We start from the raw sequence: 23,844 nt of genomic DNA on the forward strand, positions 1-23,844 counted from the left end.
ACCAGGCTCGCGCCGCACCCCGTCGACCCGCCACACCGCTCGCCGCCGCCCCCCGCTACCTGCGTGCGGGCCGCGGTGCTCGCAGTCGTTCGGGGGCTTCATCGGCGGATCCCGCGGGCCCGGGCTTGCCGGCCATCCAGCCCATCACCGCCTGTACCGCGATGACGAGGAGCAGCATCGACACGACGACGGGCCAGCTGAGGCCGGCGTCGTGCAGCAGTCCGAGTGCGAGTGGCCCGAGGGCGGCGAACGCGTAGCCGACCCCCTGCGCGAAGGCGGAGAACCCGGCGATCGAGCCGTGGGGTGGTGCCTTCAGCACGATGAGCATCACCGCGAGCCCGAACGCGGCCCCCTGGGCGAACCCGAGCACGGCCACGAAGACGGGGGCGAGCGCCTCCGGCGCCCAGGCGACGCCGATCATCCCGACCGCCGAAAGTGCACTCACGACGAGCACCACCACCGATTGCGAGGCCCGTCGTCCCGCGATGACGGCGATCAGGAGCGAGGCCGGCAACCCCGCGATGCTCATCCATGCGAGCAGCCAGCCCGCCTCGGCCGGCGCCATCCCACGGCTGGCGAAGATGGTAGGCAACCACGCCGTCATCGCGAAGAAGCAGAGGGCCTGGCTGCCGAAGAAGGCGGTGACGGAGAGGGCGGTCGCATCGAGCCTGAGCCGGAGGACCGAGTTCGGCGTCGCCGCGGCCGGGGGCGTGAGCGCGGTGCGACGTCGAGCCGTCCGCACTCGTGCGGCGGCGATGGCGGCGACCGTCGTGGCGACGGCAGCTGGCCCGGCCCACAAAGCGAGCGTCGCCCTGACTGAGCCGGTCGCGAACATGAGCGGGATGGTGAGGCTCGCGCCGAGGGCGGCGCTCACGCCGAAGCTCGTCGAGAAGAGGCCCGACCAGACGCCCGCGCGGCCCGCGAGGTGGATGCGGATGAGCTGGGGCGTCAGCACGCTGAGCCCGCAGATGCCCAAGCCGGCGAGCACGGTACCGACGAACATCGTCGTGGTGTCGAGGGGGCGCAGCGCGAGCGAGAGGGTGAGCAGAGCCGTGAGTGCGAGGGCGGCGCCGTGCAGCCCCATGCGACGTTCGAGCACCGGCGCGAGCGGCGCGCCGAGGGCGAGCATGAGTACGGGGAGGCTCGAGAGCGTCGCCGCGCTGATCGGGGTGAGGCCGAACATGACGCTGATCGGCGCGAGCGCCGCTGAGACGCTCGTGATGGGGTCGCGCAGGTTGAGCCCGATCAGCAGGATGAGGGCCGCTGCCGTGAGGCCCTCGCGGTGATCAGGGCGCGACGTCATTCAGCGACTGCTCCTGGTCGTCGAGCACGCTGAGCGCCGCGAGCGTCGCGGCCGTGTCGTCGCCGGTCTCGATGGCCGTGAGGATCGCCGCGTGGAAGTCGTCGTGGTCGGAGGTGCCGTTGACGAAGCAGTTGGTGCGGCTCACCGAGTCGCGAAGTGAGTCCTCGAAGCTGCGGTAGAGCTCGAAGAGCAGCGCGTTCTGCGAGGCGCGCGCGATACCGATGTGGAAGGCGACGTCGTGATCGATGAAGGCATCGACGTCTTCTGCCTCGACGGCCGCACGGCGCCCGTCGAGGGCGGCCCGCAGGTCGTGCAGGTCGTCGTCGGTGCGGCGGGACGCCGCTTCGCGCGCGGCGACGACGTCGAGCGCTCGACGAACGGCGAGCACCTCGCGAACATCGGCGACGTGCAGCGCGTGCTTGAGCGCGACGGCCGTCTCGTTGTCGGCGATGACATAGGTGCCATCGCCCTGGCGGCTCTCGAGCAGGCCCACCTGGGCGAGTGCGCGAACGCCTTCGCGCACCGACGGCCGGCTGACCCCGAGCGCCTCGACGAGTTCGGCCTCGGTGGGGATGCGGGTGCCGACCGGCCAAGCGCCCGTGACGATCTCATGGCGCAGCCGATCGACGACCGTGTCGACCAGGGAGACCCGTGCGATCTGCTTCATACACTTCCTCATCTACGAAACGTATGGTTATCATATCGTCTGACAACTGGTTCAGACAATGACCATCTCCGAAGAAGTAGGTATCGGTGTCCACCACTCGTTCCGAGAGGCCGCAGCTCGTCGCTGCATCACTCGTCGACGCGCACATCCACCCCGACAAGACGTCGTGGGGCGGCCCGTGGATGAGCCGGCGCCCTGCGCGCTCGCTCTCCGACCTCATCGCCAACGACCTCGCGACGCAGCTCGCCTTCACGCGCAGCGTCGAGGAGCGGGCTCACGCGCTCTTGAGCGCCGCCCTCCGCAGCGGCACGCTCGCGATGCGGGCGCACGTCGACGTCTCGAGCGAGCTCGGCACCGCCAACGTCGAGGGCGTTCGTGCGGCGGCCGAACGGCTGGCACCTGAGCTGACCGTCCAGATCGTCGCCTTCCCGCAGTTCGGCCTGCTCACCAATCCCGGCACCGTCGAGGCCATGGCCGCGTCGCTCGACTGTGGCGCCGACCTCGTCGGAGGCATCGATCCGCTCGGTCTCGAGCGCGATGTCGCCGGGCACCTCGATGCGGTCTTCGGGTTGGCCGAGCGCGCCGGCCGCGACCTCGACATCCACCTGCACGACGGCGGCGAGCCGGGTCTGGCGCAGATTCGAGAGATCGCCGCGCGAACCGAAGCCGCCGGCATGCAGGGTCGAGTGACCGTGAGCCACGCCTTCGCGCTCGCGGATGCATCCGCCCCCTCGTTGCACGACACGCTCGACCGAGTCGCAAAGGCCCGCCTCTGGATCACGACGTGCGCACTCGGCGCCGACCCGGTGCCCGACCTGGCCCTGCTCGCCGAGCACGGCGTGCAGCTCGCCGTCGGCTCCGACGGGGTGCGCGACTCGTGGTCGCCGTTCGGCACCGGCAGCATGGTCGACCGCGCCCACCTGCTCGCCTATCGCTCGGGCGCGATCACCGACGCCGAGCTCGAGCACTGCTACGACCTCGCCTCGACGGCCGGCGGGCGCATGCTCGGCATCCCCGAACTCGCCGACTGGCCGGGTCCGTCGAGCGACACCCGCCTCGAGTTCGAGGCCGAATCCGTCGCCCAGCTCGTCGTCGACCGCCCCGAGCCGAGCCGCGTCATCCGCGCCGGGCGCGAGGTGCACCACCTGATCCCGTAGCCGACCCGCCCCACGAAGGCGACGCCGGGCGCGCCCATTCCATCACCGACCGCAGCCCCACGACACAGCAACGAAGGAGTTCCCGTGTTCCCCCCGAAGACGATGATCACCGCGGCATCCATTGCCGCCGCCGCCCTGCTCTTGACCGCCTGCACCGCCGACGCGAGCGAGACGCACACGGGTCTCAGCCTCGACCTCGACAACCTTGCGACGACCACGACGGCGGGCACCGAGCCGGTCGACGAGGTGAAGTGGAACCTGCCCTACGAACCGATGTCCCTCGACCCCATCTTCGGCTTCAACTACGCCGAGAACACGGTCACCGCGAACCTCTGCGAGAGCCTCGTGCGCATGACGCCCGACCTCTCGACCGAACCCGGACTCGCGACGGCCGTCGCCCAGCCCGACGACACGACGCTCGTCTACACCATCCGCGACGGTGTCACCTTCTGGAACGGCAACCCGCTCACTGCCGACGACGTGGCGTACTCCCTGCAGCGCCAGGTCGGCGAGACCGCGACGAGCTACTTCGCCAGCTACTTCGTGAACGTCGACTCGGTCGAGGTGAGCGGCCCGAGCGAAGTGACGGTCAAGCTGAAGCAGCCCGACGTGCTCTTCGCGCAGGCGATGGGAACGGCGGCCGGTGCCATTGTCGAGAAGGCGGCCGCCGAAGCCGCAGGCGAGGCGTTCGGCACCCCCGACGGAGGACTGCAGTGCACGGGGCCGTTCCAGCTCGACGCCTGGAACTCCGGCCGGAGCATCGAGCTCACCGCGAACCCGGGCTACTGGGATCCGGCGCTCGCGCCGAAGGTGCAGCGGCTCAGCTTCAGTTTCATCGCCGATGAATCCACCGCGGTGAACGCGCTCCGAACGGGCGAGGTCGACGGCCAGTTCTTCTACCTTCCGCCCGCCGGTCTCTCGCAGCTCGAGAACGGCGATGACGTCACGACGACGTACGGCAAGTCGCTCGTGTTCTGGACGATGATCACGACCAATCTGACGGGTGGCCTCGCCGACGAGCGGATCCGCGAGGCACTCTCGCTCGCGATCGACCGGGAGGGGCTCGCGAAGGTCGTCTTCCAGGGCGCGGCCGTGCCGGCCACGACCCTCGCCGGCCCGGACTACTGGGGCTACGAGTCCGACGCCTTCGCCACGGCGTACGAGGAGTTCTCTGCCGACGTCGATCTCGAGCGGGCGAAGCAGCTCGTCGCGGAGGCCGGCGCTCCGGCCGAGCCGATCGTGCTCGCGGTGCAGGGCAGCTCCGCCGTGCACGAGCAGACCGCGAACCTCATCCAGGCCGCCGGTCAGGCGATCGGCCTGACGATCGAGTCGAAGGTCATCCCAGTCGAGCAGTTCGGCAACCTCTACTTCGACGAGAGCGCCCGCGAGGGACTCGACGGCTTCTTCACGACGAACTACGGCAACTTCGCCGACCCGCTCGACGTGTACACGATGTTCCACACCGCCGACAGCCACAACTACTCCGGCTGGGACGGAGCCGATGCGCCGCTCGCGGAAGCACGCGCCACGACCGACCCGGCCGAGCGCGCCGAGCTCGTGATCGAGGCCCAGGAGCAGATCACGAAGGGCCTGTCGTGGATCCCCCTCGCCTACGAGCCGGTGACCCTCGTGCAGAACACGCGGATCTCGGGTGCGACGGCCTCGTTCGCCTACCTGTACGCGCCGTGGGCCGCGACGATCGGCGGGGTGAAGTAAGCGCATGTCGGTCGGCTCCTACCTGCTGCGGCGGACGGGCGGGCTGGTGCTCGTCCTGCTCGTGACCTCGTTCCTCGTGTTCGGACTGCTGTACCTCGCACCCGGCAGCCCCCTTGCCTTCATCCTCGGACCGCGTGGCGGCACGCCCGAGCAGATCGCCATGGTGACCGAGCAGTACCACCTGGACGACCCGTTCGTCGTGCGGTACGCGGCATGGCTCGGCGACATCCTTCGGGGTGATCTCGGCTACTCGATCGTCTACCGGCAGGATGTCTCCGCGCTCATCTCGGGGCGGGTCGGCACGACGCTGGCGCTCGTCTCGATGGCCGCCATCATCATCGCGGTGGTGGGCATCGGGGCGGGCACCTTCGCGGCGCTGCGTGGCGGATGGGGTGATCAGCTCACCTCGACCTTCGCCGCCGTCGGCCTCTCGACGCCGTCGTTCGTCATCGGCGTTGCGCTCATCAGCGTCTTCGCCGTCGGCCTCGGCTGGTTCCCCACCTTCGGGTCGGGAACCGGCGGGGTGGACACGCTCTGGCACCTGACCCTGCCCGCGATCGCGCTCTCGGTCGCGAGCGCGGCGTACCTCGCCCGCATCACGCGCGCCGCGGTGCTCGAGGAGAGCGGTCGCGAGCACGTGCAGACGGCGACCGTGCGAGGCCTCGCACCGCAGCGCATCGTGCGCCATCACGTGCTGCGCAACTCCCTCATCCCGATCGTCACCGTGCTCGGCCTCACCATTGCCACACTCATCGCCGGTGCGGTGGTGATCGAGAACGTGTTCGCCCTCGACGGTCTCGGCTCACTGCTCGTGCGAGCCATCCTGCAGCGCGACTTCGCGGTCGTGCAGGCCGTGATCCTCGTGCTCGTGGTCGCCTTCGTCGTGGTCAACGCGATCGTCGACTTCCTCTACACCTTCATCGATCCGCGCATCGCGCTCGGGAGCCGGCAATGACGACCCCATCCACCACGAGCCTCGCCGTCGCCCACGTCGCGCGCGAACGGCGTGCACCGGGGCTCGCCCGGGTGGCGACCGGTCGCCTCGGCATCGCCGGCTGCACCGCCGCCGGCATCCTGCTCGTCATCGCGCTCGCCGCGACGTTCGCGCCGATCGTCGCCCCATACGACCCCGACGTCCCCGACCTGCTCGCGTCGCTCAGCGGCCCCACGCCGGAGCACCTGCTCGGCACCGACGCCCTCGGCCGCGACATCCTCTCGCGACTGATCTGGGGTGCCCGCATCACGCTCGCCGGGCCGGGCCTCGTCATCGTCATCGCGACGGTCGTCGGCACGCTGCTCGCACTGCTCGCCGCCTGGCGAGGCGGTCGCACCGACACGGGGATCTCCTGGTTCCTCGACGTGCTGTTCTCGGTGCCGGGCATCGTGTTCGGCCTCATCGCGGTCGCGATCTGGGGGCCGAGCCTCGCCACCGTGGTCTGCGGCCTCGCCATCGCCTACGTGCCGTACGTGGCACGCGTGGTGCGCGGCGCGGCCCTGCGGGAGCGCAGCATGCCATACGTCTCGGCCGCCTGGTTGCAGGGCCATTCGGGCACCAGCATCAGCTTCACGCAGGTGCTGCCGAACGTGCAGCCGATCGTGGTGGCGCAGGCCGTGTCGTCGCTCGGCTTCGCCGTGATCGACCTGGCCGCGCTGTCGTTCCTGGGCCTCGGCGTGCAGCCGCCGACCGCCGACCTCGGCCTCATGGTCAAGAGCGGCTTCGACTCCGTGCTGCGCGGCTATCCGATCGAGGCGATCTCGGCGGGCAGCCTCATCGTCGTCATCGTCTGCTGCGTCACGATCATCGGCGATCGGCTCACCTCGAGTGCAAGGAGCATCCGATGACCGAACCACTGTTGCGTCTCGACGACGTGCGCGCGACCCTGCAGACAGGTGGCACGGAGCAGACCCTGCTGAACGGCGTCTCGTTCACGATCGAGGCCGGCGAGGCGCTCGGGCTCGTCGGGGAGTCGGGCTCGGGCAAGTCACTCACCACCCGGGCGATCACCCGCATGCTCGACCCGAGGTTCCGGGTCTCGGGCGAGATCACCTTCGATGGCGCCTCGGTGCTCGGCATGAACGCCGCGCAGCTGCGTCGGTACCGCGTGAGCGACGTGGGCATGATCTTCCAGGACCCGCGGGCCCACGTGAATCCCGTGCACACCGTCGGCGACTTCCTCACGGAGGGGCTCGTGCACACCCGGGGCGTTCGTCGCGACGAGGCCGAGCGACGCGCCGTCGTGCTGCTCGACGAGGTCGGCGTGCACAACGCAGAGCAGCGACTGCGCCAGTATCCGCACGAGCTCTCGGGCGGACTGCTGCAGCGCGTCATGATCGCGAGCGTCCTGCTCGCCGAGCCGAGGCTCATCCTCGCCGACGAGCCGACCACCGCGCTCGACGTGACCGCCCAGTCCGACGTGATGGCGATCGTCGACGAGCAGCGCCGTGCGCGCGGGCTCGCCTTGCTCTTCATCACGCACGACCTCGAGCTCGCGGCCGCGTGCTGCGACCGGCTCGCCGTGATGTACGCCGGGGAGATCGTCGAGCAGGGCGCGCACGTCTACGACGCACCGACCCACCCCTACACGGTCGAGCTGATGGGCGCACGCCCGAGCATCGACGAGCGCTACGACCGGCTTCCGGTGCTGCGCTACAACCGGGAGACCCACGACATGTTGAGGGCAGAGGCATGAGCAATCCGAGCGAGGCGATCGTCGTCGCACGCAAGCTGCAGAAGGTGTTCCCGGCTCCTCGGGGCTCGAAGGGCGCGCCGATCGTCGCGGTCGACGAGGTCTCGTTCGAGCTGTACCCGAACGAGTGCCTCGCCATCGTCGGCGAATCGGGTTCGGGCAAGACCACGGTCGCGCGCATGCTCGTGGGCCTCGAGACCGTCACCGCCGGTGAGCTCACGGTGCGCGGTGAATCACGAGCCGACGGGGTGAAGCGGCTGGCCGACCGCCGCCGGTGGGCGCGCGAGGTGCAGTACGTCTTCCAGGACCCGTACTCCTCGCTCAATGGCCGCCAGCGCATCGGCGACATCGTCGAGTCGAGCGTGGCACTGCACTCGCGGGGCATCCCCGGCAAGCGCGAAGCCCGCACCGCAGCCCGCGACATCCTCGACAGCGTCGGGCTCGGTTCGCAGTTCGCGGAGAAGTACCCGCACCAGCTCTCGGGCGGGCAGCGCCAGCGCGTCGCCATCGCGCGGGCGCTCGCGGCGAACCCGGCGGTGATCGTGCTCGACGAGGCCGTCGCAGCGCTCGACGTGTCGATCCAGGCCCAGATCCTGAACCTGCTGAGCGACATCCGGGCCGAGCGCGAGGTGAGCTACCTGTTCATCTCGCACGACCTCTCGGTGGTGAACCAGATCTCCGAGCGCATGATCGTCATGGAGCGGGGCGTCGTGGTCGATGCGGGCCCCACCGCCGAGCTGCTCGCCAATCCGGTGCATCCGTACACCCGATCGCTGCGCGCCGCGGTGCCTCGGCCCGGGTGGAAGCCGGTGCGCCGCGAACGCCTCGCGCAGGCGGCACCCCAGGCACCGGCTGCATAGGGGGCGCATGCGCACGCTCATCACCGCCGACCATGTGCTTGCGCACGACGGCTCGGGTCATGTCGAGCTCTGCGACGGCGCCGTGCTGATCGACGACGGTCGCATCGTCGCCGTCGAACCGGCGAGCGAATTCCCCCGTGGGTCGACTGCCGTCGACGAGCGGGTCGCGCTCGGCGAGAGCCTCCTGATGCCGGGGCTCATCGACCTCGACGCGCTCGCCGACATCGATCACCTCATCCTCGATTCCTGGTCGGATGCCGCGGGGTCCGCGCGGCTCGAATGGTCGGCCTCCTACTTCGCCGAGGGTCGGCGCGACGTGCTCAGCCCAACCGAGCGCAGCACGATGCGGCGCTACGCGCTGACGCAGCTCGCCATGCACGGCATCACCTCGTTCATGCCGATCGCCTCGGAGGTGCACTCGTCCTGGGCCGAGACCCATGACGACCTTGCGGATGTCGCGCGCATCGCGAGTGGGCTCGGACTGCGGGCCTTCCTCGGCCCGTCGTACCGCTCGGGCGCGAACGTCGCGGGCGATGACGGCACGGTCTCCGTCGCCTGGAACGACGACGAGGGCCGCCGCGGATTCGAGGAGGCGGTGCGGTTCCTCGACACCGTGGAAGCGCTCGGCGACCCGCTCATCACCGGGGTGCTCGCGCCGTGCCGCATCGAGACCGTGCGCGAGGAGCTGCTCGCTGCGACGGCCCGCGAGTCCGCGGCGCGCGACGTGCTCGTGCGGGTGCACGCGCTGCAGGGGCTCGAGGAGCGCGCCCTCATCGCGGCCGACCGCGGCACGACGCCGATCGGGTTGCTCGAGCGCGTCGGCCTGCTCAACGAACGCGTGCTCCTGGCGCACGGCGTCTACCTCGACGTGCACTCCGAGGTCGAGGGGGAGGACCGTGGCGAGCTCGCGACGCTCGCCGCGGCCGGGGTGTCGGTCATCCACTGCCCGCTCACGAACAACCGGTACGCGTTCCTGCTCGAGCGGCTCTCGCGCTATCTCGATGCGGGGGTGAACATCTGCCTCGGCACCGACTCGTTCCCGCCCGACCTGGTCCGCGGCATCGACGCCGGCGTGCAGCTCGCGAAGCAGCAGCACGGCGACCTGTCGCGCGGACTGCTCGCCGAGTACGTGGAGGCCGCGACGCTGGGCGGCGCTCGCGCGCTGCGCCGACCCGACCTCGGTCGTCTCGCGCCGGGCGCCAGCGCCGACCTCGTGGCCTTCGCGCTCGACGACGTGCGCCTCGGGCCGGTCGAGGACCCGCTCCGCACGCTCGTGCTGAGCGGCACGGCGCGCGACGCCCGCTTCAGCATGGTCGGAGGCCGGGTCGTCATGCGCGACGGCGTGATTCCGGGCGCCGACGTCGACGGGTTGCGCGGCGAGGGGCAGCGCATCTTCGAGAAGCTGCGCGCCGCCTATCGGGAGCGCGACCATCGGGCGGCGGCGCCGCTGGCCGACGAGCTCTTCCCGTCGGTGTTTCCCGAGAGGATGTGCACATGACCGAGGTCCCAGTACCCGAGCCGGCCGGCCCCGACGCAACCCTCCTCGCCGCCGCGGCAACCGGCGATGCTGCCACGGTCGACCTCGCCGTGCGTGCGGGCGCCGACCTCGAGGCCCGCGACGCCCAGCAGCGCACCTCCCTCCTGCTCGCGGCGACCGGCGATCACGTCGACGCAGCGAAGGTGCTCGTCGGCGCGGGAGCCGACCCCGACGCACTCGACGACCGCAGCGATACGCCGTGGCTCGTCACGGGTGTCACGGGCAGTGTGGCGATGGCCGAGGTGCTGCTGACGGCGAATCCCGACCTCACGATCCGGAACCGCTTCGGCGGCATCTCGATCATCCCGGCGGCCGAGCGCGGTCACGTCGAGTACCTGCGGCGGGTGCTGCAGACCGACATCGACGTGAACCACGTGAACGACCTCGGGTGGACCGCCCTGCTCGAAGCCGTGATCCTCGGCGACGGCGGCCCGCGGCATCGGGAGACCGTGCGCGTGCTCCTCCACGCGGGTGCCGATCCGTCGATCGCCGACCACGACGGCGTCACGCCGCTCGAGCACGCCCGTTCCCGCGGCTACGCCCAGATCGCCGCCCTGCTGTCATAGCCGAGCGGATGCCGCGAGCCACTCACGACCGCCGCGACGGGGTCCGCCCGCGGCTCCGTCGCAGCACCGCAACCACGGCAACGGCCGCGAGTCCCGTAAGCCCCGCAGCGACGGCCAGCGTCGCGCCGTCGGGACGAACGACGCTCTGCCCGCGCATCGCCTGCCAGATGACGAGCAGCACCACCGCGGTGTAGGTCGCTCCGGCCACGGCGAGCAGGCGGGCTCGGGTCGTCGCGTCGAGGCGCGTCCACCGCAGCAGCGCCCAGGCGAGCAGCGGCAGCAGTTGCAGCGCGTGCAGGCCGACGAAGTGCCCGATGCGCAGGTCGCCGTGTTCGAGGCTCCACCCGGTGATCGGCATGCCGGCGCCGCCATCGGCCGCCCCGACGGTGTGCCCGCCCGAGTCGTTCCAGCCCGTGTTGAAGATCATCGCGAGGGCCGAAAGCATGCCGAGCACGCTGATGCCGATGCCCCAGCGGAGCCCGGTCGCCAGTCCCGGGTCCAGGCCGCGCTGCCGCAGCGCGAGCACGCCGGCGGCGATGGTCGCGATCACCACGAGCGACACGATGCCGCCCATCGCGTAGAAGACCGCGGCGTCGAAGTCGGTCGCCTCGTTGTAGTGACTGGTCGTGCCGCGCAGCACCTGCATCTCGACGAGGGCGATCTCGGCGACGAGGGCGACGGTGATGACGGTGCCGAGCACCGCGAGCAGCCGATCGTGGCCTCGAACGTACGACAGGATCCAGCGCAGCGTCAGCAGGAAGACCGCGATCGAGAAGGCGAACTTGGCGGGTTTCATCCAGGCGGGCGCACCGGTGATCACCGTCTGATCGACGACCAGCCCGACGATCGCGATCACGAAGGCGGCAGCGCTGAGGCCGGCACCGGCCGCGAGCACGGCGCGGGCAACCGCCGCGGTCGACGGGCGAGGGGAGGAGAGACGGGGCGGAGTTGCGAGTGAAGTGGTCATGCCCCGATGCTCCGCGCGCGGCATCCGGCCGTCATCGCACCGTGGAACGCCTCGTTCTCGTACCACGGGACGAGGCGCGAACCCGTCCGATACGGTTTCGTTGAGGCGAAGCCCGAGAGGAGCGACGCATGACGCGAGCTTCAGCCGCGGCGGGTTCACGGGTCACCGACCTCGTCTACGCCGGAACCGCCCTGGTCGCCGCGGTCCTGGCCGTGGTCAATGCCCAGTTCGCTCCGGTGGTCGTCGTGGCCATGCTGATCGCCCTGGTGCCGTGGGCACTCCTCGTCTTCGGCATCGAGCTCCCCCTGCTCGCGTTCGCCGCCCTCGCGATCATCCCGGTCATCCCGGTCATCGCCCTCTCCGAGATCGGCGCGGCGCTCTTCCTCAGCCTGGCGGCCGCGAGCCGCATCGCCAGCCGCACCGATGACCGCTGGTTGATCGGCTCGGTCACCGTCGTCATCATGGTGCTCCCGTTCGTGCCGTTCCTGTTCGGCGTCGAGTGGGATGTGGGCGCGATCTACTTCGCGTTCGGCGGCGCCTTCGCCGTGCTCATCGGCGTGCTGCTGCGGCGCGCCACGCGGTTGGCCGACGAGCTGCGCGCCGCCGAGGGCGAGCTGGCGGATGCCGCGGCCCGCGAGGAGCGGCATCGCATCGCCCGTGACGTGCACGATCTCGTCGCGCATTCGCTGACGGTCGTGGTGCTGCACGTCGGCGGCGCCCGACGGGTGATCCGCTCGAATCCGGATGCCGCTGAGGCGGCCCTCATCGAAGCCGAACGGGTGTCGCGCGAGAGCCTCGACGCGATTCGCGGCGCCGTCGGGATGCTCCGGGACGACGACGAGTCCGAGTGGGCATCACTTGACCTCGAGCGACTCATCACGACCTACCGTTCGGCCGGACTCCCGGTCGAGCTGCGCATCGTCGGAACCCCCGAACCCCTGTCGCTGCCCATCCGGCTCACGCTCTACCGGGTCGTGCAGGAGGCGCTGGCCAACGCAGCCCGGCACAGCGCGCCCGGGGCATCCGCTGCCGTGCAGATCGGGATCGACGACCACACCGTGCTCGCCCGGATCTCGAACGCGTTCATCCCGTCCACCGCGACGGATGCCGTGGTGGACCACGCTCCTGATGGTTACGGGCTCGTCGGACTCCGCGAGCAGGCCGCCTCGCTCGGCGGCGAGCTCAGCAGCGGTCCCTATGGCGACGCATGGGTCGTCGAGTGCCGGCTTCCCGTCGGAGGTGCGGCGTGACCGAGACCGCCCCGCTTCGCCTCCTGCTCGTCGACGACCAGGCGATGGTGCGGGCCGGTCTCGCGCTCATCCTCGGCGCCGAGCCCGACCTCGAGGTGGTCGCCGAGTGTGGCGACGGCACGGGCGTGCTGCCGGCGGTCCGCGCGCACCACCCCGACCTCGTGCTCATGGACGTACGCATGCCGCGGATGGACGGCCCCGAGGCGACACGGCAGCTGCGCGCGGCATCCGACGCCCCGCCCGTGCTCGCCCTGACGACCTTCGACGACGACGCGGTGCTCTGGGGAGCGCTGACGGCGGGGGCCGCGGGCTTCGTGCTCAAGGACAGCCCGGCTGAGGACCTCATCGCGGCGGTGCGTGCCGTCGCCGCCGGGGGAGCCTGGCTGGACCCACGGGTGCTGCCGCGGGTGCTGGCGCGGGCGAAGGATCGTGCGCCGACGTCGCCGACGGCGAGCCGGGCGCTCGAGCAGCTGACCCCGCGCGAGCTCGAGGTGCTGCGCCGCATCTGCGCTGGTGCGAACAACCGCGAGATCGCGGCGCAGCTGCACGTCGGCGAGCGCACGGTGAAGTCCCACGTCTCGGCGATCTTCATGAAGCTCGGCGCCCGCGACCGCGCCGCCGCGATCATCGCCGCCTACGACGCGGGGCTGCGCCCAGAGTGACGGATGCGTCGGTCCGCCGCCACCGACGCGGCCGCCACACCGACGGCACTGCCTGTCGATCGACCTGCCGCTCGGTCGTCATCACCGTAGAGGCCGACATCCGGCCCACTCCCGCAGGGGAGCGAACGAGGATGACCCCGGCGACGGCGGTGCGCGAGTACCCTGTCGCTGGATCGGGTCGAGGAGGAACACCATGCGCTACACACTGCTGCTTCACTACCCCGAGATGACCGCCGACGAGCTCGGTGACGAGGCGCTCGCCGAAGGTCAGCAGGCCTTCACCGCCTACGCCGCGACCCTGCATTCGGCGGGCGTGCTGCTCGGCGCCGAGGTCCTGCAGCCGTCGTCGAGCACGACCACCCTGCGCGCCGACGGCGGCGCCCTGCAGGTGCAGGACGGCCCGTTCGCCGACACGAAGGACCAGCTCGGCGGCACGTTCGTCATCGACGTGCCCGACCTCGACACCGCGATCGAGTGGGCCAAGCAGGCTCCCTCGATGGACTACGGCGCGGGCGGCGTCGAGGTGCGTCCGGGCGCCGTGTACACCGTCGACGGCGTGTGGACTCCCAACGAGTGAACGCCGATGGCGCGCGGGCGGCGGCTGCGGCATCCGGCGAGCTGGTCGCCCGCGCGTCGTACGGCCGGCTGGTCGCGCTGCTCGCGGCCTCGACGGGTGATCTCGCGCTCGCCGAGGACGCCCTGGCTGGCGCGTTCGAGCAGGCGCTCACGAGGTGGCCGGATGCCGGTGTGCCTGACAATCCCGAGGGGTGGCTGTTGACCGTGGCCCGCAATCGCCAGCGCGACGCGTGGAAGTCGGCGGAACGCCGCCTCACCGCGCCGTTTGATGACGACGCCGAGGCCGGCGCCGCGGCGGCGCCCGCGGCATCCGTCGACCCCCTGGCCGAGCTCGACCCGTTCGCGATCGGCGACAAGCGGCTGGAACTGCTGTTCGTGTGCGCGCATCCGGCGATCGACGCCGCCGTCCGCACGCCCCTCATGCTGCAGGTCGTGCTCGGATTCGACGCGGCGCAGATCGCCACGGCCTTCGCGGTGCCGCCGGCGGCGATGGCCCAACGGCTCGTGCGGGCGAAGCGGCGCATCCGCGATGCGCGCATCCCGTTCGCAGTGCCCGACCGTCGCGCGATGCCCGAGCGGCTACCCGCGGTGCTCGAGGCGGTCTACGGATGCCACGCCATCGCGTGGCGCGCCCCGGCCGACGCTCCCGACTCGATGGCCGGCGAGGCGCAGTACCTCGCGGTGACCCTCGCGGCCCTGCTCGAGCACGAGACGGAGGCGTGGGGCCTCGCGGCGCTCGTGACGCTGTCGCTCGCGCGGCGGGGGAGTCGAGGTGGCGCCAGCCGCGATTCGGAAACCGACTCGCGCCCGTTCGTCCCGCTCGACGAGCAGGACCCGTCGACGTGGGATGCCGCGCTCATCGCCGAGGGCGAGGAGTACCTCCGACGTGCGTCGGCGCCGGGGCGGCCGCCGGGCCGCTTCCAGCTCGAGGCCGCCATCGAGGCCGTGCACTGCGATCGCCGTCGCACGGGCGCGACCGACTGGGCGGCGCTGCGCACGCTCTACGTCGCGCTGAACGCGGTCGCTCCGAGCCTCGGCGCGACGGTCGCGCTCGCCGCGGTGATCGGGCGTCTCGACGGCGCCGCGGCGGGTCTCGCGGCGCTCCCGGCGGAGCCAGAGACGTCGACGTTCCAGCCCTGGTGGGCGGCGCGCGCCGACCTGCTCGCCCGTGCGGGCCGCGGCTCCGAGGCATCCGATGCCTTCGCCCATGCCGCCGAGCTGGCGGATGACCCGGCCGTGCGCACCTACCTGCTGGCCCGGCGGGAGGCTACGGCGCGTTCGTGAAGGTCGCGCTCGGGTACAGCAGGTTCGGCGCCGCCTCCATCGTGAGCGAGCTGGAGTCGTCGAGCGACCAAGCGACCCGCCAGCTGACCGACCCGCCCGGCTCTATCGTGGCGGTGGGCGGGAACCCGACGTCGTCCGCGGGGTCGAACACCTCGGCCCCCACGTCGAAGATCTCGCTCACCTCCTGGTCGCCCGCGGTGAGGGTCGGCAGCGGCAGGGGCTGGAGCTCGCCGGTCGAGTTGTTCGTGAGCGTCAGCGTGAACACGACCGAGGTCGCCCGCGTCGCACCGACCGCGAAGTCGCTCGGCGTGTACGGCTCGGGCACCGAGACCGTGAGGGCGACGCCGTCGTCCCACGTCATCGTCTCACCGAACCTGAGATTGCCTGCCACGGCGGAGTCGTCCGCATTCGGGTCATCCGCACCCGGGACCTCTGGCACTGGGAACACCGGCACCGGCACGTCGGGAACAGCATCCTCGACGCCGGCGACGACGTCGCCGATCCACCCGAAGAGCAGCATCACGAGCATGACGATGCCGACGATCGCCGCGATGATCGACACGACGAGCCCGGTGATCGCCGCCCACTTCGCGCCGCGCAGCGACAGGCCGATGAGCGACAGCACGAACGCGACGAGCACGAGCGTCCACGCGACGCCGCTCAGCGCCGGGATGAACACGAACACCAGCCCGGTGACCGCCACGATGAGCGCGATGATGCCCACCACGTTCGGCCCGGGGTTCGACGGCTCGGTGAACGGATGCTGCGGCAGCACGCTCGTGGGACCCGCGGCTGGGGCTGCGCTCACCGTCTCGAACGGCACGGTCGTCGCGTCCGCCGGGTTCGCACCCGATGCATCCCACCAACCACTCGACCCACCCGCGCCGCCGCCATAGCCCGACCCCGCGGCATCCGACCCGCCGGAGCCCCAGACGAACGGAATCGTCGGACCGGTCGCTCCCACGGGCTGCGTCGCCGCGGCATCCGTCGCCTCAGTGCTGCCCGACTCGACCCCGACCTGCGACCCGGGCTCGCCCGAGGCGGCGGGCGCCACGTACTGCGTCCAGGCCTCGCCGTCCCAGTACCGCCGCCCGCCGGACCCGTCTTCGTACCACCCCGCGGGCGCCCTCGTCGGGTCGCTCATCTCTCGATGGTGACAGAGCCGGCCCGCCGCCGCACCGGTCGAGTTCCCAGCGTCGTCCGCAACCCACAGCCGCCACCCAGCGCCGCGCCTAGGATCGAACCCATGGCCGGATTCTGGGGCAGACGTAAGCGCGAAGATCCTGAGCTCGCCGCGCAGGACGCCGACCTGGCGAAGCGGGCGGGAACGGCGCTGGTCGCCGCCGACGAGCGCATTCGCGTCACCACCGACGAGCTCGTGTTCGCCGAGGCCGAGCTGGGGCCCGACGCGACCGCCGACCTGCGCACCGCGCTCACCGCGGTGCGGCAGCACCTGGGCGAGGCGTTCCGGCTGAATCAGCTGAACTTCGACGAGATCCCCGACACCGCCGAGGAGCTGCGCACCCGCAACGCGCGCATCGTGCAGCTCTGCGAGTGGGCGCAAGACCTGCTCGACGAGCGCACGGCCGCGCTCGCCGACAAGGTCGCGCGGGCACGTCGGGCTCCCGAGATCATCGCCGGCGTGCGAGCGGATGCCGCGCGCCTGCGCGCTCGCATCCCCCACGCCCGCGAGACGGTCGAACGGCTCGCGGCCCGCTATGCACCCGAGGCGCTCTCGCAGGTGGAGGCCAACCCCGCCGAGGCCGACCAGCTCCTCGGATTCGCCGAGCACAGCGCCGGCGTGGCCGAGCGCCGTCGCGAGGCCGGGCAGCGTGAGCAAGCCAATCTGGCGCTCGAGGCGTCCACCGAGTCGGTGCGCCGGGCGGCCGCACTCCTCGACGCGGTCGAGACCTTCGAGGTCGAGGCCCTGCGCGCCGAGTCCACGCTCGCGGCGATCGTCGAGGACTCCCGCGGCGACCTCGTCGTCGCGCTCAAGGAGCCGCAGTCACCGGGGGTGACCAAGGCGATCGCCGACCTGCAGGCCGCCCTCGCGAGCCTGCCCCGGGCCGGCGTCAACACCGACCCGTTCGCGCAGCTGAATCGCCTGCGCGAGGCGAACGCGGGGCTGGATGCCGCGATCGCGGCGGCCCGCGAGCGCGCGGCCCGCCCGATCCCGCCACTGGAGCACGTGCGTCACGCCATCGATGACGCCGACCGCCAGCTCGCGGTCGCCCGCGACGTCTTCGCCGGCTACCGCGGCTGGATCGGCGCCGACGCGCGCACCCGTCTCGCCGAGTCCGAGCGCATCCGGCTGGACCTCGACCGCTTCCTCGGCTCGCCCGCGGCGCTCGTCACCGTCATCGACGAGGACCACCGCGAGCAGGCGATGCACATGGCGCGGCGGGTCGCGTACCTCGCGGGCGAGGCCCTGCAGCTCGCGCAGCGCGACATCGATGCGTCGCGTCCGCAGGACCAGGGCCAGTGGGGCGGCCAGGGCTGGGGCGGCGGTCGCCGCAGCGGCGGCGGCGACATGATGGGCGGCATCCTCGGCGGCCTGGTCATCGGCAGCATCCTCGACGGCTTCATCGACTGACCCCACTGAGCGGATGCCGCGACCGGCGCTCGCCGATTGGGTGCGGGTACGGGTCGGCCGAGGCCCGCGGCATCCGCTCGGCCGCCGGGGCGGCTACGTGCGCGACGTCTGCGCGCTCGCTGGGTGGGCGCTCGCCGATCGCCGGTGCGACATCCGGTACACGGCGTGGCCGTTCTTCAGCCCGAAGCCCGTCGAGCCGTGCGGACCGTAGGGCTCGTAGGCGCGCATCTTCGTGATGCGCTCGCCGTCGGTGTCGATGACGAACACCTGCGGGAAGTCGAGGCGCTTGCTGCCCATGTTCAACACGTGGTGGGTCGAGGTCTCGACGACGACCGAGGTGCCGGCCTCGTCGAAGAACCACCGCTCGATGTCGAACCGCATGCTCGTCATCTGCGTGAACGCCCATGCGAGTCCCTCGCGCACGGCGGCGATGCCGACCATGTCGGGATACGGGTAGTGCGGGTCATAGAGCACGATGTCGTCGTGCATCGCTGCGGTCGCGGCGTCCACGTCGAGGGCCTGGACGCCCGCGAACATCGACTCGATGAGGTGCTGCACCGGTGCTGGCATGCGGCACACGCTAGCAGGGCGGCGGCTGCGAACTTACGATGGACCATGGTCGCGTTTCCGGCCGGGCGCAGGCGCCCGGCGCAACAGCAGGGCGTTCACGACGCCGAGCTGGCGAGACGGGCCGGTGCGGCGCTGGTCGCGGCCGACGAACGCATCCACGGCACCGCCGACGAGCTGGGGTTCGCCGAGGCGCAGCTGGGACCCCAGTCGATCACGCAGGCGACCGAGGCGCTGGATGCCGCGCGCCGGCACCTGGGCGACGCCTTCCGATTGCACCGGCTGAACCACGAGGCGATCCCCGGCGCCGCCGACGAGATCCGGGCGCGGTACGAGCGCATCCTGCAGCTCTGCGACTCGATCGATCGCGAGCTCGACGAGCAGCTCGGGGTGCTCGCCGAGCGGATCGCGCTGGCGCGTCGTGCGCCCGAGCTCATCGCCGGCCTGTGCGCCGACGCCGAGCGACTGCGAGCCCGTCTTCCGCGCGCCCGAGCCACCATCGAACGCTTGGCCGCCCGCTACGCGCCGGATGCGCTCGCCGACGTCGAGGCCGACGTCGCGGATGCCGCGCAGCTGCTCGCATTCGCCGAGCACAGCCTGGGCGTGGCCGAACGCAGTCGCGAGGGAGGGCAGCGTGACCAGGTCGCCCTCGCTCTCGAGGCATCCGCTGAATCGATGAGCCGGGCCGCGACGCTGCTCGACGCGGTGGAGACGTTCGAGGTCGACGCGCTGCGAGCGGAATCCCTGCTCGCCGCACTCGTCGTGGAGTCCCGTCGCGACCTCGCCGCCGCGCTCGCCGAGCCGCACGGCCACGCGGCCGGCCGCGGCGTCGCGAGCGCGATCGCCGAGCTGCGGGCGGCCCTCGCGGCCCTGCCGACCGCCGGTGTCAACACCGACCCGTTCGCCCACCTGCGCCGACTGCGAGAGGCGCACGCTGCGCTGGAGACCGCGGTCGCCGCGGCTCGCGACCATGCCGCGCATCCGGTTCCGTCGATGACCCAGGTGCGCCGCGCCATCGAGGCCGCGGATCGCCGGCTCGACGTCGCTCGTGACCTGGTCGCCGCTCACCCGGGCTGCATCGGCGTCGAGGCCCTCACACGTCTGGCCGAGTCCGAGCGCCTCCGAATCGATCTCAGCCACGCGCTCGGCAGCTCGGCAGCGCCGACGGTCGCGGTCACCGACCCTGACGATCGATCGCAGATGCTCGCGATGGCCCAGCGGGTCGCATCCCGCGCGAGCGAAGCCCTGGAACTGGCCCGGCGCGACCTCGACGCGTCACGGTCGCCGGATCGGTTGCGCCCGCGCCGCCTGCCTTCGGCATCGCAGGGCGACGCAGCGCTCCTGTCGTGATGCACCCCTGAGCGGATGCCCCGGCACGAACTCAGACGCGCGCCCCACGGCGCACGACGTCGCCGAGCGCGTCGGCGTCGAGGGCGAACAGGTCACGCGAGCCGGCCGTGGCGGCGCCGGCGAGGCCGGCCGCCTGCGGCAGCAGTTGCTCGGCGTAGAACCGGGCCAGCGGCAGCTGCGACTCCGCGATGCCGTCGGCGTCAAGCTCGCGGGCAGCGAGTGCGGACTTCGCCATGAGCCAGCCACCCAGCACGAGCCCCCAGATGCGCTGGTAGGGGGTCGACCCCGACAGCACGGCGTTGGCGTCGGTGGCGCCGGTGCGGAGCATCCACGCCGTCGTCTGCTCGAGGGTGTCGAGCTGCGCGTTCAACTGCGTGCGGATCGAGGCGAACTCGTCGCCGGCCGCCGCGAGCTCGTCGTCGAGCTCGCGCATGGTGGCGATGAACTCGAGTGCGGATGCCCCGTCGCGAACCGGGATCTTCCGGCCCACGAGGTCCGCAGCCTGGATGCCGTTGGTGCCCTCGTAGATCGCCGCGATCCGCACATCGCGGTAGTGCTGGGCGACGCCGGTCTCCTCGATGAACCCCATGCCGCCGTGGACCTGCAGCGCGAGCGAGGTGAGCTCGTTGCCGAGGTCGGTGCCGAACGACTTGGCGATGGGCGTGAGCAGGCCGACGATCTCGTTCGCCCGGGCGCGCACGGCGGCGTCGGGGTGGTGCGTCGACACGTCGGTGTAGGTCGCGGTCAGCAGCATCATGCGGCGCATCGCGGCGATGTACGCCTTCTGCGTCATGAGCATGCGGCGCACGTCGGGGAAGTCGATGATGGGGGAGTCTTGCGTCGCGCCGATCGCACGGCCCTGGATGCGCTCCCGCGCGTAGTCGAGCGACTGCTGGTAGGCGAGCTCGGACACGGCGAGGCCCTGCATGCCGACCGAGAGGCGGGCACTGTTCATCATGACGAACATGATGCGCATGCCGATGTTCTCGGCGCCGACGAGGTACCCGGTCGCGTCTTCGTACGAGAGCACGCAGGTGGGCGAACCGTGGATGCCCATCTTGTGCTCGACGCCGACGGTGTGCACCCCGTTGCGCTCGCCGAGCGAGCCGTCGTCGTTCATGAGGAACTTCGGCACGATGAAGATCGAGATGCCCTTCGTTCCTGCGGGCGCGTCGGGGATGCGGGCGAGCACGAGGTGCACGATCTGCTCACTGAGGTCGTGGTCGCCGAAGGTGATGAAGATCTTCTGGCCGGTGATGCCGTAGCTGCCGTCGGCGCGCTTCACCGCCTTCGTGGTGAGGGCGCCGACGTCGGAGCCGGCGTGCGGCTCAGTGAGGTTCATGGTGCCGGCCCACTCGCCGCTGACCATCTTCGGCAGCCACTGCTGCTTCTGCTCATCGCTGCCGTAGTGGAGGAGCGCCTCGATCGCGCCCTGGGTGAGCAGCGGCGCCAGCGCGAACGCCATGTTCGCGGTCGTCATGAGCTCCTGGAGGGCGAGGCCCACCGTGCGCGGGAATCCGCCGCCGCCGAACTCCTCGGGCAACGGCACCGAGCCCCAGCCGGCGTCGACATAGGCGGCGTACGCCTCCTTGAATCCCGTCGCCGTGCTGACGCTGCCGTCGGGGTTCAGCCGCGCTCCCTCGAGGTCGCCGGCACGGTTGGTGGGTGCCACCACCTCGGCCATGAAGTTGCCGGCCTCGTCGAGGATCTCCGAGACCGTCTCGAGGTCGGCGTGCTCATACCCGGGGAGCTGCGCGACCGCGTCGTAGTCCACGACGTGCTCGAGGATGAAGGCGATGTCGGCTGTCGGGAGTCGGAGTGCGCTCATGCCCGCAGCGTAACTCCGCTTCCGTGGGCGGGTCGTGATCTCTGCGGGTTCCACGATGCGCGTCATCCGGCCGCTCGCCGGTTTGGCAGCATTCCACAACGCGCCGCCTCAAACCGTCGAAGTTGTTCCCCGAGATCAACTACTGGCGGTCCTGTGGCAACGGCGTCGAGCATGGCCGCCGGAGTGATCTGGTACGCCCGTGGCGTGTTCGGCACCCGGTGGGCGAAGCTCGCGAACGACGACATGGACCGCCCGGGCGCGAGCGCGGTGATGCCGCACACCGTGACGGTGTTGGTGAGCTTCGTCACGGCGGGGGTGCTCGCGGGCGCCTCGACGATCGCGTGGCACTTCTACGGCGGCGGATACCTCGTGGCAACGCTGCTCGCGGCCGTCATCCTGTGGGCAGGCTTCACGGCGGCGTTCACTACGCGCCGCAGCTTCGCCCCTACGCTCGAGCTCTCGAGGCGGCCACCGGCGAACCGGCGCGGATGGTGCTGGTGTTCCTTGACGGATCGGGGGCCGCAGGGCGGGTCATTGCATTGGTTAGCTCGCCACGACGGCGATGCTACGGCCCACTGACGCGCGTGTGACTGTGACCGACGGTACCCTCGTCCCATGGCCGATGCTGACGTGGACGGTGTTGGGTGGCTGGTCGCTTCCAATCTTGGAATGTTCAATGCGGATGCTGCGTTTGCGAGTCTCGGGGAGATCGATTGGAGCGAGACCAGGTCCGCACGAATTGAGATCGGCGACCGTGTCTTCCTGTACGGGACGGCGCCGGTCAGTGCATTGACGCACGAGTGTGTCGTCGTGGACCGGGGTCTCTCCTACGATGAGGTGATCGACGACCGGGAGTTCTGGCGCGACCCCTCGGCGTTCGAAGAGCGGCGGGATCGGACATGGATGCGACTCCGACTCCAACGCACGTTCTCAGGGCGGCAACGCGAACTGCTCTCCCTGGGAGAGCTGAAGCAGCATGGTCTGAGCTCAGCGCCACAAGGGCGTATGCGCGTTCCCGCGAGCGTAGCCGCCCAGATTGGGGCCGTCCTCCGGGTCACAGGCGGACCCGCTGACGGCGTTGCTGAGCACCTGCCGTCCGACGATGACGAGGTCACGAAGTTTGATCGTGCGATTCGCGATGGGCGATTCGCTGTGCGGGACGAGTATGCCACGGCGAAAACCCGGGGTAGCGCGCAACGGGCGTTCGCTGGCGTCGTCAAGCGAAACTACGGGTACCGGTGCGCGATCACCGGTATCACCAGCCCCGACTTCCTTATTGCATCCCACATTGTCCCTTGGTCAGAGGACGAGGAAATCCGGCTCGACCCCTCGAACGGGATCTGTCTTTCCACCCTTGTGGATCGCGCGTTCGACCTCGGGTTCATCTCAATCTCGCCGGAAGGACGAGTGGGCGTCATTCACGACCGAGTCGCGGTCGACAGCGCGCTGGCTGCGTTCCTTATGCCGTTCGACGGCCGCTTACTCGAGCTCCCCTCGAGCAACCCGCCGAGGGCGGAATACCTCGCGCAACGACTTGGCGTGAAGTGGGAAGTCTGAATCGCCGCAAGCCCTGCCGACGGAGAGTCGACAAGCACTGCACGCTATGAACGCGAGATTCGTTGGTCGGGTGGCGCGGTCGAACGACCTTTCAGCGCGATCGGAGCCGAAGCCACTCCTCACCGATCGCTACGCTGCATGCGGGAGGGACCTCATGGCTCAGATTGCACCGGATGGGGTTCCGACGATCGACGGCTGCCGCCGGCTGTCTTGCGATATCTGGCCGAGGGGGAGGTGCGCTCGCTCCAACAGATCATCCAGGGCGTCACCGACGTGCTCCAACTCGACGATCATGTCGTCGCTCAGAAGATCAGTTCCGGGCAGGGCCGACTGGAGAACCGAGCCTGCTCGTCCTTCTATCGTGCGGGACTTCTCGAGAGGGAGCGCCGGAGCTGGTATTGGATCACCGAGGATGGTCGTGCCGTAGCAGACCGCGGTTTGACCGAGTACTCAGAACAAGACTTGCTCGAGTGGCCGACATGGCGTTCATGCCTCGCACGCACGCCCGTGTGCTCGGGGGCAGTACGGAGGCGATGGCGGGTGCCGCGTAACTCGCGTGGCGCGCCGATGCCCTCCATGGCAACTCGAGTTTGCGGATAAGCGAATCGAACGAAGCGGTGTCCGCCCTCAACGTGCGAGCACGGACGGAACTCATCCTCGAGGGGCGAGTCGACGCGCTCCGGGAGGCGAAGCTGCATGATGGCACCGCGGCATCCG

The 23,844-nt window shown here is 70.8% G+C and carries 23 protein-coding genes; 17 read left to right on the plus strand and 6 right to left on the minus strand.

What is annotated here, in order from left to right:
* Positions 1 to 55: 55 nt before the first annotated feature.
* Together J2X63_RS10410 and J2X63_RS10415 are read right to left on the minus strand one after the other, a co-directional pair.
* The gene (locus tag J2X63_RS10410; RefSeq protein WP_309976777.1) at positions 56 to 1,303 is read right to left on the minus strand and encodes an MFS transporter; all 1,248 of its coding nucleotides are present in this window, start codon (positions 1,301 to 1,303) and stop codon (positions 56 to 58) included.
* Complete coding sequence (locus J2X63_RS10415) at positions 1,287 to 1,970, minus strand: FadR/GntR family transcriptional regulator (RefSeq protein WP_309976779.1); 684 nt, start codon at positions 1,968 to 1,970, stop codon at positions 1,287 to 1,289. The genes J2X63_RS10410 and J2X63_RS10415 overlap by 17 nt, the downstream gene beginning before the upstream one ends.
* An 86-nt stretch (positions 1,971 to 2,056) precedes the next feature.
* Here J2X63_RS10415 and J2X63_RS10420 point away from each other — a divergent pair, with 86 nt between their 5' ends.
* The 8 genes from J2X63_RS10420 (at position 2,057) to J2X63_RS10455 (ending at position 10,493) form a co-directional block, all read left to right on the plus strand.
* A complete protein-coding gene (locus tag J2X63_RS10420) occupies positions 2,057 to 3,127 on the plus strand; it encodes an amidohydrolase family protein (protein WP_309976781.1) in 1,071 nt (356 codons plus the stop codon).
* A gap of 84 nt (positions 3,128 to 3,211) precedes the next feature.
* Positions 3,212 to 4,843, plus strand: coding sequence for an ABC transporter substrate-binding protein (locus tag J2X63_RS10425; protein ID WP_309976783.1), 1,632 nt, complete (start codon positions 3,212 to 3,214; stop codon positions 4,841 to 4,843).
* Between the two features lie 4 nt (positions 4,844 to 4,847).
* On the plus strand, positions 4,848 to 5,798 hold the full coding sequence (locus J2X63_RS10430) for an ABC transporter permease (RefSeq protein WP_309976785.1): 951 nt from the start codon (positions 4,848 to 4,850) through the stop codon (positions 5,796 to 5,798).
* Complete coding sequence (locus J2X63_RS10435) at positions 5,795 to 6,685, plus strand: ABC transporter permease (RefSeq protein WP_309976787.1); 891 nt, start codon at positions 5,795 to 5,797, stop codon at positions 6,683 to 6,685. The genes J2X63_RS10430 and J2X63_RS10435 overlap by 4 nt, the downstream gene beginning before the upstream one ends.
* The gene (locus tag J2X63_RS10440; protein WP_309976789.1) at positions 6,682 to 7,533 is read left to right on the plus strand and encodes an ABC transporter ATP-binding protein; all 852 of its coding nucleotides are present in this window, start codon (positions 6,682 to 6,684) and stop codon (positions 7,531 to 7,533) included. Before J2X63_RS10435 ends, J2X63_RS10440 begins: the two co-directional genes overlap by 4 nt.
* Positions 7,530 to 8,390: an ATP-binding cassette domain-containing protein gene (locus J2X63_RS10445; protein WP_309976792.1), complete on the plus strand. Its 861-nt coding sequence runs from the start codon at positions 7,530 to 7,532 to the stop codon at positions 8,388 to 8,390. Before J2X63_RS10440 ends, J2X63_RS10445 begins: the two co-directional genes overlap by 4 nt.
* Positions 8,391 to 8,397: 7 nt before the next feature.
* A complete protein-coding gene (locus tag J2X63_RS10450; protein ID WP_309976794.1) occupies positions 8,398 to 9,888 on the plus strand; it encodes a chlorohydrolase family protein in 1,491 nt (496 codons plus the stop codon).
* A complete protein-coding gene (locus J2X63_RS10455) occupies positions 9,885 to 10,493 on the plus strand; it encodes an ankyrin repeat domain-containing protein (protein WP_309976796.1) in 609 nt (202 codons plus the stop codon). The genes J2X63_RS10450 and J2X63_RS10455 overlap by 4 nt, the downstream gene beginning before the upstream one ends.
* A 22-nt stretch (positions 10,494 to 10,515) precedes the next feature.
* Here J2X63_RS10455 and J2X63_RS10460 read toward each other — a convergent pair whose 3' ends face one another.
* Positions 10,516 to 11,460, minus strand: coding sequence for a hypothetical protein (locus J2X63_RS10460; protein WP_309976798.1), 945 nt, complete (start codon positions 11,458 to 11,460; stop codon positions 10,516 to 10,518).
* 128 nt (positions 11,461 to 11,588) lie between these two features.
* On the opposite strand from J2X63_RS10460, the gene J2X63_RS10465 reads away from it, so the two are divergent.
* From J2X63_RS10465 to J2X63_RS10480, 4 genes are all read left to right on the plus strand, one after another.
* A complete protein-coding gene (locus J2X63_RS10465) occupies positions 11,589 to 12,710 on the plus strand; it encodes a histidine kinase (RefSeq protein ID WP_309976800.1) in 1,122 nt (373 codons plus the stop codon).
* Positions 12,707 to 13,372 carry a response regulator transcription factor gene (locus tag J2X63_RS10470; RefSeq protein WP_309976802.1) on the plus strand — a complete coding sequence of 222 codons (666 nt, stop codon included), beginning with the start codon at positions 12,707 to 12,709 and terminating at the stop codon, positions 13,370 to 13,372. Before J2X63_RS10465 ends, J2X63_RS10470 begins: the two co-directional genes overlap by 4 nt.
* Positions 13,373 to 13,565: 193 nt before the next feature.
* Positions 13,566 to 13,949 (plus strand): YciI family protein, encoded by a 384-nt coding sequence (locus J2X63_RS10475; protein ID WP_309976803.1) that lies wholly within the window; start codon positions 13,566 to 13,568, stop codon positions 13,947 to 13,949.
* Positions 13,931 to 15,232: a DUF6596 domain-containing protein gene (locus tag J2X63_RS10480; RefSeq protein ID WP_309976805.1), complete on the plus strand. Its 1,302-nt coding sequence runs from the start codon at positions 13,931 to 13,933 to the stop codon at positions 15,230 to 15,232. Before J2X63_RS10475 ends, J2X63_RS10480 begins: the two co-directional genes overlap by 19 nt.
* On the opposite strand, the gene J2X63_RS10485 is transcribed toward J2X63_RS10480, so the two are convergent.
* Positions 15,216 to 16,376 (minus strand): DUF2510 domain-containing protein, encoded by a 1,161-nt coding sequence (locus J2X63_RS10485; protein ID WP_309976808.1) that lies wholly within the window; start codon positions 16,374 to 16,376, stop codon positions 15,216 to 15,218. The genes J2X63_RS10480 and J2X63_RS10485 overlap by 17 nt on opposite strands.
* Before the next feature lie 102 nt (positions 16,377 to 16,478).
* Between J2X63_RS10485 and J2X63_RS10490 the strand changes: the two genes are divergently transcribed.
* Complete coding sequence (locus tag J2X63_RS10490) at positions 16,479 to 17,825, plus strand: hypothetical protein (RefSeq protein WP_309976810.1); 1,347 nt, start codon at positions 16,479 to 16,481, stop codon at positions 17,823 to 17,825.
* Positions 17,826 to 17,918: 93 nt separating this feature from the next.
* On the opposite strand, the gene J2X63_RS10495 is transcribed toward J2X63_RS10490, so the two are convergent.
* Entirely contained in the window at positions 17,919 to 18,395 is a 477-nt protein-coding gene (locus J2X63_RS10495) for a nuclear transport factor 2 family protein (protein WP_309976812.1), read from the minus strand.
* A 45-nt stretch (positions 18,396 to 18,440) separates the two neighbouring features.
* Here J2X63_RS10495 and J2X63_RS10500 point away from each other — a divergent pair, with 45 nt between their 5' ends.
* Complete coding sequence (locus tag J2X63_RS10500; protein ID WP_309976814.1) at positions 18,441 to 19,742, plus strand: hypothetical protein; 1,302 nt, start codon at positions 18,441 to 18,443, stop codon at positions 19,740 to 19,742.
* Positions 19,743 to 19,773: 31 nt separating this feature from the next.
* Here the strand turns inward: J2X63_RS10500 and J2X63_RS10505 are convergent, their stop codons facing one another.
* The gene (locus tag J2X63_RS10505; RefSeq protein ID WP_309976817.1) at positions 19,774 to 21,570 is read right to left on the minus strand and encodes an acyl-CoA dehydrogenase; all 1,797 of its coding nucleotides are present in this window, start codon (positions 21,568 to 21,570) and stop codon (positions 19,774 to 19,776) included.
* A gap of 171 nt (positions 21,571 to 21,741) precedes the next feature.
* Between J2X63_RS10505 and J2X63_RS10510 the strand changes: the two genes are divergently transcribed.
* The 3 genes from J2X63_RS10510 to J2X63_RS18955 all read left to right on the plus strand — a co-directional run bounded on the left by J2X63_RS10510 (position 21,742) and on the right by J2X63_RS18955 (position 23,727).
* On the plus strand, positions 21,742 to 22,149 hold the full coding sequence (locus J2X63_RS10510; protein ID WP_309976819.1) for a DUF1761 family protein: 408 nt from the start codon (positions 21,742 to 21,744) through the stop codon (positions 22,147 to 22,149).
* 36 nt (positions 22,150 to 22,185) lie between these two features.
* On the plus strand, positions 22,186 to 23,127 hold the full coding sequence (locus tag J2X63_RS10515) for an HNH endonuclease (protein ID WP_309976821.1): 942 nt from the start codon (positions 22,186 to 22,188) through the stop codon (positions 23,125 to 23,127).
* A 138-nt stretch (positions 23,128 to 23,265) separates the two neighbouring features.
* On the plus strand, positions 23,266 to 23,727 hold the full coding sequence (locus J2X63_RS18955) for a winged helix-turn-helix domain-containing protein (protein WP_396133129.1): 462 nt from the start codon (positions 23,266 to 23,268) through the stop codon (positions 23,725 to 23,727).
* The last annotated feature ends 117 nt before the right edge of the window (positions 23,728 to 23,844 follow it).

Source organism: Agromyces sp. 3263 (genome assembly GCF_031456545.1).
Taxonomy (GTDB): domain Bacteria; phylum Actinomycetota; class Actinomycetes; order Actinomycetales; family Microbacteriaceae; genus Agromyces.